Origin of the sequence: Collinsella sp. TM04-29 (assembly GCF_003466565.1) — a bacterium.
In the GTDB taxonomy this organism is placed as follows: domain Bacteria; phylum Actinomycetota; class Coriobacteriia; order Coriobacteriales; family Coriobacteriaceae; genus Collinsella.
The window spans coordinates 78,743-91,512 of sequence record NZ_QSPW01000005.1; the positions used below are offsets into that span (position 1 = coordinate 78,743).

Genomic DNA, 12,770 nt, shown 5'->3' on the forward strand with positions numbered 1-12,770 from the left:
CGATGGGCCTCTTCGATACGTTCTTCTCCAGCGTCACCGGCGGCAGTCGAGAACCTCAAAAACCATCAAACGTCGAGCTCGAGCTGCGCCGCAGGCTTACTGTGCTCGCAAGCGACGAGGCCACTCAAGACACTCCCCTGCGCTATTTCCTGCGCTGGGCGGGGCAAGTCCAGGGCGTTGGCTTTCGCTTTACCAACACCAACCTCGCGCAGGCACGCGCGCTCACCGGCTGGGTGCGTAACATGGAAGACGGCTCAGTCGAGATGGAGATACAGGGAGCTCCGGCAAATATCCTATCTCATCTCGAAGCGCTTCATGCCTCCTACGAGCGCATGGGAACGCGTTTTCGCCTCGCAGACGCCCAGGCTCGAGCCCCACTTGCCAATGAAGACGGTTTCACGCCTCGTTATTAGTATTGTGTGCTAAATACGGTATCATTTACCTACGACCGTTAATAGAAAAGAGGCGAGGCGCATGGCGGTGCAAAGAAGGAATACCAGGCAGCGAAAGCTGGTTCTTGACGCCGTGCGCCAAAGCTATAACCATCCCACCGCCGACGAAATCTACAACGTCGTGCGCGCGCAGGATGACAAAATCAGCCGCGGTACAGTCTACCGCAATCTCAATCTCTTGGCCGACGCCGGCGAAATCCTCTCCATCAAGACGCCGGGCGGCAGCCGCTTCGATCGCACCATCGAGCCGCATGCGCATATCATCTGCACCTCGTGCAGCCGCGTCATCGACGTACCGCTCCCCTTCGATGCCCAGCTCGACGCCAAGGCGTCCGAGCAAATCGGCTGGCACGTCACGTCGCACTACACCATCTTCGAGGGTCTCTGCCCCGACTGCCGGTAGATGTTTGGGACATGCCTACTCAGCAAGTAGACGACGCAGCTCCTCTTCGACCGTGCGCACGTAGCGGACACGGTCATTGACACCGCCCATGCTGGGATTGCAGCTCTCCATCAGATAGGGATGGCCCACCACGTTGAGCATGTCGCGATCGTTTTCGTTATCGCCAAACGCCATCATTTCGTTAGGTGAGATCCCCAGCGCACAACCATAATCGGCAAGCGCGGACCCCTTGCCCGAATCAAAGCCGATAAAGTCGGTCCATTCGGTTCCCGACGTCATCACATCGACCCGGTCGCTAAAGCGACGCACAAAATACTCCAGCGCCGCCGGCTGCTCCGCCTCGGACGTCTGGAAGGCAATCTTAATGACATCCTCGTCAATGTCCTCTGGACGGTCGACCACCGCCACATCGCAGTGGACCTCATAACGCAGGTGGTCAACAAACGCGTCGTTGCCGCTCATGGTGTAGAGGTGCCCCTCACACGAAAGGGTCACGTCGGCATGTGGGTACGCAACCACGGCATTCGCGATATCCATGGCCAGGCCACGCTCCATAGAACGCTTGACCACGGCACGCCCCTCGCTCATGACCAGGGCTCCGTTTTCGCATACATAGGCGAGTTCATCGGCCACCGGGGCAAACAGGTAGCGCAGGCTCGCATATTGACGGCCACTCGCCGGCATAAACACGATACCGCGACGATGCAGCTCATCGATAAGCTCAAAGGCCTCGGAACGCGGCTCGCGCTCCCCCGGGTGCAGCAGCGTGCCGTCCAAATCGCATGCAATCAGCTTGATTCCCTCAAGACCCATATGCTTCCCCCAAAGCCTCCTATCAACAGCAAGACGGACCTTGATCGGTCACCCCTCAAAGCCCGTCTTGCGCATACGCGCGCTTAGTCGCGCGTCTTTTTAACGATGGTAAAGTCCGGAGCCATGCTCACGACGACCTCCGCCGCACTCGATGCAAAGCGCCGGTCCACATCGAGTTCACGGGTAACCACCGAGAGCTGAACACCCTCGACACCCCGAAGCATGCGGCCCAAAACAGGCTGCACCGGCGTATACATGCGCACGGTATGCTCGTCCGAGTCGCCCCGGAAGAGCGGCGCATGCATGTTGCCGATCTCCCAGCACGCATGCGCGAGTGCAATCGGATCCATGCGGTCGACTTCGACCAAATAGACCTCGGCGCTGCGCAGGCGCACGACAACCGCCACGGGCACCATGCCCGAACGGTCAATGGCGAGCACGTCGCCATCGGCAAGACGACCGCCGTCGGCAGTATCCAGCCGAACATCGATCGTGCGTCCCAGCTCCGTCACGCCCACAAACGTGCGCGCATCAGCCTGGTCCCAATCGAGCAGGAGCTCGTCAACTTCAAAGACACCGCCCAGCTCCCGGCGAAGTAGGAGTTCATAGGACGGATCGTTGAGATTTCCCAAGCATGTCGTCGAAACCAAGCGTTCAGGCATACTCTAGCCCTCGACCTCAACGAGCTCGATATCAAAGTTGAGGTCCTTGCCGGCCAGCTCGTGGTTGGCGTCGAGCGTCACGGCCTCGGGCGTTACGTCGATGACCACGGCGGGGACGGGCATACCGCTCGGCGTGGACAGGAAGAGCTTCATGCCCTTCTCGATCTGCTCGATATTGGGAACCTGTTCGGTCGGGAAGGTCAGGACCATCTCGGGGTTGTGCTCGCCGTAGGCATCGGCAGCAGGAATGTGCACGGTCTTCTTCTCGCCCACCTGCATGTCGACAACAGCGGCATCGAAGCCCTTGATCATCTGACCGGCGCCGCAGGTGAACTCCAGCGGCTCGCCGCGATCGTAGGAGCTATCGAACTGCGTGCCGTCGTCGAGCGTGCCGCGATAATGAGTCTTGACCTTCTTGCCCTGGTTGGACATGGAAACCTCCGTGATAAGGGCGGCGCACAACGCGGGCCGCCATGAACATATGGCGCTAACTATACCCTAGTCATACAATTCAAAGACAGTTTGCAAAGAAACGCTGCAACCGGAGGAACCATGGCATATCCCGTATTTGACCTACACTGCGACACCGCCGACCGCATCGGCTGGGCCACGCTCGATCTCGACCTGCGCTTTACCGTCGGCACCGACGGTTATTTCCCCGGCGACGAAACGCATCCGCAAGATTTCGACCTCATCGAGGGTAATGCCTGCGCCATCTCGCTCGCAAAGATCGGCAATACGCCGTGGGCACAGTGCTTCGCCACGTTTGTCCCCGACGAGATTCCCACCGCCCACGCCGCGCGCTTCCAGGCGCAGATCATGGCGCACATGAGCGGCCAGGCAATGCTCAACCACGACCGCATGGTCAACGTACGCAGCGCCGCCGACATTCGCCCTGCGCTCAAGGGCGGCAAGGTCGCCTGCATCCACACCATCGAAAACGCCACGTTCTTTGCCGAGGACCCCGCGCTGATCGAGGTGCTCAAGAGCTTGGGCGTGCTCATGTCATCACTCAGCTGGAATGCGCAGGGACCGCTCGCGAGCGGACACGATACCCACGCCGGCCTCACCGCCGCCGGCATCGAGGCGCTTACGCAGATGGAGCACGCCGGCATGGTGCTTGACGTCTCCCATCTTAACGACGAGTGCTTTGACGAGGTTGTCGCCCGCGCCACGCGCCCCTTCGTCGCCAGCCACTCCAACTCCCGTGCGGTTTGCGGCGTCAAGCGCAACCTTACCGACGACCAGTTCCGCACCATTCGCGACATGGGCGGCATCGTCGGCCTCAACTACTGCAGCGAGTTCCTTTCCAACGACGCAACCGACAAGACCGCCGCAGACGTCACCTTCGACCAGCTGGCGGCGCATATCGAGCACTGGCTCGACCTGGGCGGCGAAGATGTCATCGCGCTCGGCGGCGACTGGGACGGCGCCACGGTGCCCGCTTTCCTCTCCGATGCCAGCATGATGCCCGAGTTCCAGAACATGCTCTCCAAGCACTTTGGCAAGACCGTGATGCAAAAGCTCTGCAGCGACAACGCGCTTGCCTTCTTCGAGCGTTATTAGTTTCACATCCCTTGAGCGGGCCGGCATGCCGAACGGTCGACATGCCGGCCCGTCCCCAACCCAAAGGACCGCTTTTGACGCAGCAATTTACGATTTCCGTATCTCGACCGGATGGGACGGCCTTGCCCGTCATCGTTACCAAAAAACGCGTCAAGAACTTCAACCTACGCGTCACATCGAGCGGTGAGGTCCACGCCAGCGCACCGCTCGGCGCCGGTCGCGAGCGCATCGAAGCGTTTGTGAAGCGCAACAGCGCCTGGATTATCGGCCGACTTGCCCAGCGCGAGCAACGTCAGGCAACGGCGCGAGAGCCGCTCAGCCCATCGTCCATCATTGCACTTTGGGGCAAGCCCATCACGGTACAGGACGCACTCGATCACAACTTTGCATCGCCCGCACCGCGACCCAAGCAGGCCACCTTCGCAAGTTTTATGGGTACCGACGAATCGGACGAAAGCCCACAGGCCAAGCGGCGCGCAATCCTCGACGGCCTAACGTCCGACGAGCTCCAAGCCCACATCGACCAGCTCTACGCGTCCGAGGTCACCGCAGCGCTACGCGACATCGTGCACGCGTACGAAATCGCAATGGGCGTCACCGTGGCCCGCGTCTCCGTGCGCAGCATGAAAACGCGTTGGGGCTCCTGCACACCCAAAACCGGCGCCATTCGTATCGCGCGCGAGCTCGCCGCCTACCCTGTCGAATGCCTCGACATGGTTGTCGCCCACGAGCTCGTCCACTTGCTCGAGCCAAGCCACAATCAGCGGTTTCACGCCCTGCTCGACACGTACTGCCCCAACAATAGGGCTCTGTCGCAGCGGCTCAAAAAACCGCCTGCCAACGAGCTGTAGGGCCGGTTAGCGCACGCGCTCGATCTCGACACCGCAGCTTGCCAGGGGAAGTCCGACGGGCGCCCAAGGCTTATCGAACTTAACACGCACGCCAAGCAGCAAGGGGTAACGACGTAGCAGCATCTGGGCCACACCCTCGGCTGCAGCCTCGATGAGCTTAAACGTATGCTCGCGCAGATAGCCATCGACATCGTGGCACACCGAGCCGTAGTCAATCGAGGCGTCCAGGTTATCGTGCTCCCCCGCTGCACGCAGGTCGGCATAGAGCACCAGGGACACGATGAACTTCTGGCCCAGCGCGTTCTCCTCGGGATACACGCCATGGTTGGCAAAAACCTCAAGGCCGTCAATGACAATACGATCGGCATGGCGCAAATCGTCATAGCTCACGTGAGGCACCGCCGTTGCGGTGGATATTTCACCCCTTCCACGGCGGGCGAGCTCGGCGCCTTCGGTCTTGGTTGCATTCTCGGGCAGTTTCTTGTTACTCAACGCGATCGTCTCCTTCGTTTAGAACCCCGACCGCGCAAACTAACTACACGCGAATCGACAGGTTCTTTTTATCATCGCTCCAGTTGCAAGCGTTGCGCGCGGGGCATGCAAAGCAGGCACGCGACGCTTTGTCGGCTGCATAGAGCAGACGCTCAGGCGGTTGGCTGTTCACGCGCAGCTTTCGATGGCCCAGAATGGCCGTCTTAATGGCTGCGGCATCGGCCGGCTCAAACGCCACGTCATCGGGCATGCCGCCGAGAATCGCATCAGCGACGCGTTCGCTTGCAACATCATGGGATATACCCGATTCATACTGTTCATCTTTGCCGATATCGTGAAGAAGTGCCGTGGCGTAGATGACCTCGCGGTCAAATTCGAGCTGTTCCTCGAGATTCTTGATCCACATAATGCGAGCGACATCGAGCAGATGGTCAATACCGTGGCGGCAGAAGATGCGCCCCGATTCCAACTGTACGATGTTGCCCAGGTGCCGCCGGAACAGCCCGTTGGCACAAATGTAATCAATGCGGGGCATGGCACCAAAGGGGGCCAGGCCCGAAGCCATAAAGCCGCGACGCGACGTCCCCTCATCGGTCTTCGATGTAAAGTCGTTGACGACTCTCATGGTTAGCGGCCCAGCATCCTAAAGAAACGCTCCTCGAGCGCGGGATCGGTCTCAAAGACGCCGCGGCGAGCAAGCGTCACGGTCTTGGTGCCGGGCTTTTGCACGCCACGCATCGTCATGCACATATGCTCGGCCTCCATCAACACAATCGCTCCCTGGGGAGCGAGATAATCCATGAGGGCATCGGCAACCTGTGCGCACAGTTGCTCCTGCAGCTGAAGACGGCGGGCATAAACCTCAACCGTGCGGGCGAGCTTGGAAAGCCCAGCCACCCGACCGTTAGGGATATAACCAATGGCGGCCTTGCCATAAAACGGCAGCAGATGATGTTCGCACAGCGAGTAGAACGTGATGTCGCGCTCGATAACCAAATCGTTCGAAGCGACGGCAAAGGTTTTGGACAGGTGCTCCTCGGCACTCTGGTCCATACCGCCGGCAATCTCGCCATACATACGGGCAACGCGCGCCGGGGTCTCCAGCAGGCCCTCACGAGCTGGATCCTCGCCTATGCCCTCAAGCAACAGCTCAATGGCGGCCTCGACTTTTTCCTGATCGACCATCTGGGCCTCACTTTTCCGATTTCACGTTCGCGCTATGGTACCACGCCCTTCGGCATCGACCACAAGCTACATAGTATGGGTCGAATAGACCGGATCATCACGCCAAAGTTCAACCGCATCACAAAGCGCAACGCCCTCACGCTCAGCACGGGCGCGCGTAGCGTTCATATCGATCACGCGCTGGTTACTCGAGCCCCTAAAACGCAATGAGATATCATACAGATCCTGAACAAACGGGCCATCCACCAACATGTCGAGACAGGCAAGGATACGGTCCGTGACCTCGGTATGGTGGCGGCCTCCCGGCATAAGCTCCTCGAGCACATCGCCGGTGAAGCACCAAATAGTCTTCCCCGACCCCGCTGGATAGGCCGCGCGAACACGCTCGACAAAATCAACGAGTCCCGCTTGATTCTCGGGCTCCATAGGCTCGCCGCCCAGAATCGTCAGGCCGTCAATAAAGGGATGATCGAGGCTCTCGATAATCTTGTCCTCGACGGCACGATCAAACGGCTCGCCCGCGGCAAAGTCCCACGCGACGGAGTTAAAGCAATTCTTGCAGCCACGACGGCACCCGCTCACAAACAGAGAAGTGCGGACGCCTTCTCCATCAGCAATGTCGAAATACTTAATGTTCGCGTAGTTCATAGGTAACTCTCCCGGGAGGCCGGGGCATATCATCCCGTCCTCAAACATTCTCGGCCTGCGGCCTGCGAAACTGCGGGCGGGACGATATGTCCCGGCCTCATGCAAAGGGTAACTCAATGAACGAAGCGAACATCGAGTATAGGGTTCGAGGTCCAATAAAAACTGGGTTGCGGCTCAACCGCCATCGCAAGTAAATCGCAGCTGCAGCTCGAATTATTTCCGCTAAGAACTTCGAGTAGTGAGCAGACCGCATGCTGCATCTCAGCTACATCAACTTGGCCGCCCCGTAGCGAGGCCCCGGACCTTTGCTCGATATGAGTTCCGCACGAACAGGAGGCGCCAGTGGCGCCTCCGTCGTGAGCCAGGACTGTCCGAAATAGCGAGTAAAGGTCCGGGGCCTCGCTACGGGGCGGCCTGGGATGACTATTAGAGATGCAGCACGCGGTCGCGGATCTCCTCGGTTCGACCCTGGTTCCAGAACTGGGTACCGATGTAGCCGCACGTACGACGAGCGACGTTCATCTTCTCCTGGTCGCGGTTGCCGCAGTTGGGGCACTCCCACACCAGCTTGCCATCGTCCTCGACAATGCGGATCTCGCCATCGTAGCCGCACACCTGGCAGTAGTCGCTCTTGGTGTTGAGCTCGGCGTACATGATGTTGTCGTAGATGTACTGCATCACGCGGATGACAGCCTTGAGGTTGTCCTGCATGTTGGGAACCTCGACGTAGGAGATGGCACCGCCCGGCGAAAGCTGCTGGAACATGCCCTCGAACTTGAGCTTGTCGAATGCGTCGATCTCCTCGGACACGTGGACGTGGTAGCTGTTGGTGATGTAGCCCTTGTCCGTCACGCCCGGGATGATGCCAAAACGACGCTGCAGGCACTTGGCGAACTTGTAGGTCGTCGACTCCAACGGCGTACCGTACAGCGAGAAATCGATATCACTTTCGGCCTTCCACTCCGCGCACCTGTCGTTCATGCGCTGCATGACGGCCATGGCGAACGGCGTGCCCTCCTTCTCGGTGTGGCTGTGACCCGTCATGTACTTGACGCACTCATACAGGCCGGCATAGCCCAGGCTGATGGTGGAATAGCCGCCCACGAGCAGCTTGTCGATCGTCTCGCCCTTCTTCAGACGCGCCAGGGCGCCGTACTGCCAAAGAATCGGCGCGGCATCCGAAAGCGTGCCCATCAGGCGCTCATGACGGCACAGCAGGGCACGATGGCACAGCTCAAGGCGCTCGTCGAAGATCTTCCAGAACTTATCCATGTCCTGATGCGAGCTCAGCGCGACATCGGGCAGGTTGATGGTCACAACACCCTGGTTAAAGCGACCGTAGTACTTAGGCTTGGTCGGGTCATAGTTCAGCGCGTTGGCGACATTGTTAAAGCCGTTGCCCGAACGGTCGGGCGTCAGGAAACTGCGGCAACCCATGCAGGTGTAGCAATCGCCGTTGCCGGCAGTCTCGCCCTTAGACAGCTTAAGCTCGCGCATCTTCTTCTCGGAGATGTAGTCGGGCACCATGCGCTTGGCGGTGCACTTGGCGGCGAGCTTGGTCAGATAGAAGTACGGCGAATCCTCGCGAATGTTATCGTCCTCGAGCACGTAGATGAGCTTGGGGAATGCCGGGGTGATCCACACGCCGGCTTCGTTCTTAACGCCCTCATAGCGCTGACGAAGCGTCTCCTCCACAATCATGGCAAGGTCGTGCTTCTCCTGGGGCGTACGGGCCTCATTGAGATACATAAAGACCGTCACGAACGGCGCCTGGCCATTCGTGGTCATAAGGGTCACGACCTGATACTGAATCGTCTGGACGCCGCGACGGATCTCGTCACGCAGGCGGTCCTCAACAACCTCGCGGACCTTTTCGGGAGATGCGGAAACGCCGAGCTCCTCGAGCTCGCGGGCGACCTCGCCGCGAATCTTCTGACGGCTCACCTCGACGAACGGGGCAAGATGGGTCAGCGAAATCGACTGGCCACCGTACTGGGAGGAAGCAACCTGGGCGATGATCTGCGTCGCGATGTTGCAAGCCGTCGAGAAGCTGTGCGGCTTCTCAATCAGCGTACCCGAGATAACAGTACCGTTCTGGAGCATATCCTCCAGGTTCACCAGGTCGCAGTTATGCATGTGCTGGGCAAAGTAGTCCGAATCATGGAAGTGGATCAGGCCCTCATTGTGAGCATCCACGATCTCCTGGGGCAGCAGCACACGCTGAGTCAGGTCCTTGGAAATCTCGCCGGCCATGTAGTCACGCTGAACGGAATTGACGGTCGGGTTCTTGTTGGAGTTCTCCTGCTTGACCTCTTCGTTGTTGCACTCGATGAGCGACAGAATCTTGTCGTCGGTCGTGTTCTTCTGGCGCTTCAGGCTCTGAACATAGCGATAGATGATGTAATGGCGAGCGACCTCGTAGCAGTCGAGACGCATGATCTCGTCCTCGACTAGATCCTGAATCTCCTCGACCGACACGGTGTGGCCCGCGTTCTCGCATGCCTCGGCGACGTTTTGTGCCGCGTAAACCACCTGGCGGTCGGTAAGACGAGAGCTCTCCTCGACCTCCAAGTTTGCGGCGCGGATGGCATTGACGATCTTATCGATGTCAAAGACAACCTCGGTGCCGCTGCGCTTGATGATCTTCATCCTCTTGCCTCTTTCGCGTCGTAGTCTCATTGCGCTTCAGAGCCAAACGATGCCCGGCAGGGCTTGCCCCGTCTTGCGGCGCCGTCGCGCAATCTGTGTTCTCGATAAACCATAAGCCTCAATGCGGACACTCCCAGGAGCCGATCAAGCGGCTCAAGGACACGTTCAAAAGAGGCAGTTAAGGTCTTCGTTCTCTGTCCGCCATCTATCATACGACAAAGAGGCATCTATATCCTGTATTCTTTTTTTAGGTTAAACACAACATATAGTGTTTCAGCAGGTCAAAGCAATTGGTCATTTTGCAGACGCATTAAAAATGAGGGGTTCTTGGCAAGTCGGTAAAACGTTACCAGCACGGCTACCTGCATGGCAGTTATAAAACCCCCTTAGTCAAGCCGCTGACAAATCCTACCAAAACCAAGCCGCTCGCGCCAAAAGAATCCAAAAGATTATGCTTGACCAACATGTTGCGGTCGTGCCTTGCCGAGCCTCATGCAACCGCGGCACGAATCCTTGAAAGATATGTGTATGCAAACGGAGAAGATGAGAGTTTCCTCGGATGACTGCTGAGAAGCATCCCGGAAGATCAAAAACTCGAAATTTGGTGACGTATTTGGCGACCAAAACAAAACAGCTCAGGGGCTAAGCCTCTGAGCTGCGAACATTTGGTGGGCGTTAGAAGATTTGAACTTCTGACCTCTTCCGTGTCAGGGAAGCGCTCTCCCCCTGAGCTAAACGCCCAAATGGAGCGGACAACGGGGCTCGAACCCGCGACCCCAACCTTGGCAAGGTTGTGCTCTACCAACTGAGCCATGTCCGCTTACGAGGATTAATCTTACGTGATGCCCGCATCCTATGCAAGAACTTTTTTTGAAAAGTTTCGCGACGCCCTCGCGAGCCTCATGAAGGCATCAGACACCACGGAAGGCGCAGACAAACGCAAACTCGCCGCAAGAGGCCCCTACAACTCAGCGAGCATGATCCAGGCAGAGCTGTCCTGCACGAGCCTGCCGTCTGCGAGCGGTGATGAGGTGAGCAGGACCCTGCCCGCCGGCAGCTCCACGGGCGCTGCACCGAAGTTCGTCACACACGCCCAGCCGTTGTCGCGGCGATAGGCGATGACGCCGCCCTCAGCGCCCTCGGCACCATCCGCAAGGCCGGTGCGCCCGTCAAGATCGAGCCACGCGAGATCGTTGGCGCACCCGCGCAGCTTGCGCCGCAGCCAGAGGGCGTCACGATAGAGCGCAAGCATCGATGTCGGGTCCGCTTCTTCCCTATCGGCAGCGTAATCGGAAAACCATGCAGGCTGCGGCAGATGGGGCGCCGCATCGGCGTCCGCCGGTGAAAACCCAAACGATCCGCCCTGCGCGGGATCGTCCGCCGCCACCCACGGCAGGGGCACACGGCAGCCGTCGCGCCCCTTCTCGCGCTTCGGTCCGTGCGTATTGGTCGCAGTAGGATCTTCGAGTACAGCCCACGGAATGTCAGCCACCTCAAAAAGGCCGAGCTCCTCACCCTGATACACGTATGCCGAGCCCGGAAGCGCCAGCTCGAGCAAAAGGGCCGCCCGCGCGCGGCGCTCGCCGAGTTCACGTTCCTCGTCATAAGACGACCCGTCGCGTAAGAGCCAGTCGAGCGCAATCTGGTGGTAGCGCGTCGCCTTGATCTGCGGCAGGGCATAGCGCGTCGCCACGCGCGGCACGTCGTGGTTGGAGAGCACCCAGGTCGAGGCGGAATCGGATTCTATAGCTGCCTTCAAGCCCTCCTCGATTGCAGCGTGCATGTCATCATAGGTCCAAGTGGCCTTGGCAAACTCAAAGTTGAATGTCTGGCCAAGCTCGCTGGGACGCGCGTAGAGATACTGGCGATCGGGCAGCACCCACGCCTCGGCAACGGCGCTGCGTGGCGGATCATAGCGGTCGAACACGCGGCGCCACTCGCGATAGATCTCGTGGACCTCGTTGCGGTCCCACAGCGGATGGGTGCCGTCCTCAACCATGTCATCGCCCTCGGCGAGATGCCACCGGTCGAGATCATCGCGGTCGAGATCCTTGGCGAGACCGTGCGCCACATCAATGCGAAAGCCATCGACGCCTCGATCGCTCCAAAACGCCAGGACGTCGCAAAAGAACGCATGAACCTCGGGGCACGACCAGTCAAAGTCCGGCTGCTCAGGCGTAAACATGTGCAGATACCACTGACCGTCCGCGACACGCGTCCAGGCGGGGCCGCCAAAGTTGGCATTCCAATTGGTGGGAGGCAGCTCGCCATGCTCGCCGCGACCATCGCGGAAGATATAACGGGTGCGCTCGGGCGATCCGGGGCCGGCGGCAAGAGCGGCTTTGAACCAAGGATGCTGGTTAGATGAATGGTTGGGCACGATGTCGACGATGACCTTGATGTCGCGCGCATGAGCCGCAGCGATCATGTCATCGAAGTCATCAAGCGAGCCGAGACGTGGGTCGACATCGCAGTAGTCCGCCACATCATAGCCGCCATCGACAAGAGGCGATGGGTAAAACGGGCTCAGCCAGATAGCCTCGATGCCCAGCTGCTCAAGATAGTCCATCTGCTGGGTAATGCCCGCGATATCGCCCAGACCCGAACCAGTCGAATCCTTAAACGAGCGCGGGTAGATCTGATAGATCGCGGCGTCGGACATCCATGAGCGCGAAGAAGACTTTTCTGTAGCCATGGGGCGTATCTCCCTTGCAACGAGGTTATGCGAGATGCCCACGATGATACGCCCAAAGCGGACATTCGCGGCAAACAACGCCACAGCCACGCCCCAAACGCTCGCTCCCTCTCGGGTTCGAGTCTCCTGGGACGAATCGATCGATCAGTGAAAAGAACGGAAGGCCCACTCCTCCGGCCACGACAGCGAGCGGGCTCCGGGTGCCCCAAGTTGCCGCGAAAGAGGAGGGAAGCGTACTTTATGTACGCGACCGACGATTGAGGGGCAAGATGGGGTGCCCGGGGCTCGCGCAGCGTCAACAAAAAACGCGGTTCGTTAGAACCGCGTAAGATAGTTGGAGCGGACAACGGGGCG

General features: G+C 59.3%; 13 protein-coding genes and 2 tRNA genes. 4 read left to right on the plus strand and 11 right to left on the minus strand.

Translation table 11 applies throughout. From position 1 onward, the window contains the following. The first annotated feature begins 2 nt into the window (after positions 1-2). On the plus strand, positions 3-413 hold the full coding sequence (locus DXD39_RS08925) for an acylphosphatase (protein WP_117786322.1): 411 nt from the start codon (positions 3-5) through the stop codon (positions 411-413). Between the two features lie 61 nt (positions 414-474). Continuing rightward, positions 475-855, plus strand: coding sequence for a Fur family transcriptional regulator (locus DXD39_RS08930; protein ID WP_172677978.1), 381 nt, complete (start codon positions 475-477; stop codon positions 853-855). Between the two features lie 15 nt (positions 856-870). Here the strand turns inward: DXD39_RS08930 and DXD39_RS08935 are convergent, their stop codons facing one another. From DXD39_RS08935 to DXD39_RS08945, 3 genes are all read right to left on the minus strand, one after another. Further along, positions 871-1,668: an HAD-IIB family hydrolase gene (locus DXD39_RS08935; protein ID WP_117803865.1), complete on the minus strand. Its 798-nt coding sequence runs from the start codon at positions 1,666-1,668 to the stop codon at positions 871-873. Positions 1,669-1,751: 83 nt separating this feature from the next. Then, complete coding sequence (locus DXD39_RS08940; RefSeq protein WP_117803866.1) at positions 1,752-2,330, minus strand: urease accessory protein UreE; 579 nt, start codon at positions 2,328-2,330, stop codon at positions 1,752-1,754. Between the two features lie 3 nt (positions 2,331-2,333). After that, complete coding sequence (locus DXD39_RS08945; RefSeq protein ID WP_117803867.1) at positions 2,334-2,762, minus strand: peptidylprolyl isomerase; 429 nt, start codon at positions 2,760-2,762, stop codon at positions 2,334-2,336. A gap of 120 nt (positions 2,763-2,882) precedes the next feature. Between DXD39_RS08945 and DXD39_RS08950 the strand changes: the two genes are divergently transcribed. Then, positions 2,883-3,896, plus strand: a complete 1,014-nt coding sequence (locus DXD39_RS08950) for a dipeptidase (protein WP_117803868.1) — start codon at positions 2,883-2,885, stop codon at positions 3,894-3,896. 74 nt (positions 3,897-3,970) lie between these two features. Further along, the gene (locus DXD39_RS08955; RefSeq protein WP_158565514.1) at positions 3,971-4,747 is read left to right on the plus strand and encodes a M48 family metallopeptidase; all 777 of its coding nucleotides are present in this window, start codon (positions 3,971-3,973) and stop codon (positions 4,745-4,747) included. 6 nt (positions 4,748-4,753) lie between these two features. On the opposite strand, the gene folB is transcribed toward DXD39_RS08955, so the two are convergent. The 8 genes from folB to DXD39_RS08995 all read right to left on the minus strand — a co-directional run bounded on the left by folB (position 4,754) and on the right by DXD39_RS08995 (position 12,416). Further along, positions 4,754-5,239, minus strand: coding sequence for a dihydroneopterin aldolase (gene folB / locus DXD39_RS08960; protein ID WP_199572173.1), 486 nt, complete (start codon positions 5,237-5,239; stop codon positions 4,754-4,756). A gap of 43 nt (positions 5,240-5,282) precedes the next feature. Then, a complete protein-coding gene (locus DXD39_RS08965; protein WP_199572171.1) occupies positions 5,283-5,864 on the minus strand; it encodes an HD domain-containing protein in 582 nt (193 codons plus the stop codon). 2 nt (positions 5,865-5,866) lie between these two features. Beyond that, on the minus strand, positions 5,867-6,424 hold the full coding sequence (gene folE, locus DXD39_RS08970; protein WP_117800884.1) for a GTP cyclohydrolase I FolE: 558 nt from the start codon (positions 6,422-6,424) through the stop codon (positions 5,867-5,869). Positions 6,425-6,490: 66 nt separating this feature from the next. Continuing rightward, positions 6,491-7,072 carry an anaerobic ribonucleoside-triphosphate reductase activating protein gene (gene nrdG, locus DXD39_RS08975; RefSeq protein ID WP_117735798.1) on the minus strand — a complete coding sequence of 194 codons (582 nt, stop codon included), beginning with the start codon at positions 7,070-7,072 and terminating at the stop codon, positions 6,491-6,493. A gap of 426 nt (positions 7,073-7,498) precedes the next feature. Further along, entirely contained in the window at positions 7,499-9,721 is a 2,223-nt protein-coding gene (gene nrdD, locus DXD39_RS08980) for an anaerobic ribonucleoside-triphosphate reductase (RefSeq protein WP_117803870.1), read from the minus strand. Between the two features lie 666 nt (positions 9,722-10,387). Beyond that, a tRNA-Val gene (locus DXD39_RS08985) sits at positions 10,388-10,462 on the minus strand. 3 nt (positions 10,463-10,465) lie between these two features. Then, a tRNA-Gly gene (locus DXD39_RS08990) sits at positions 10,466-10,541 on the minus strand. A 141-nt stretch (positions 10,542-10,682) separates the two neighbouring features. Then, entirely contained in the window at positions 10,683-12,416 is a 1,734-nt protein-coding gene (locus DXD39_RS08995; protein WP_233504098.1) for a glycoside hydrolase family 13 protein, read from the minus strand. Positions 12,417-12,770: the final 354 nt, after the last annotated feature.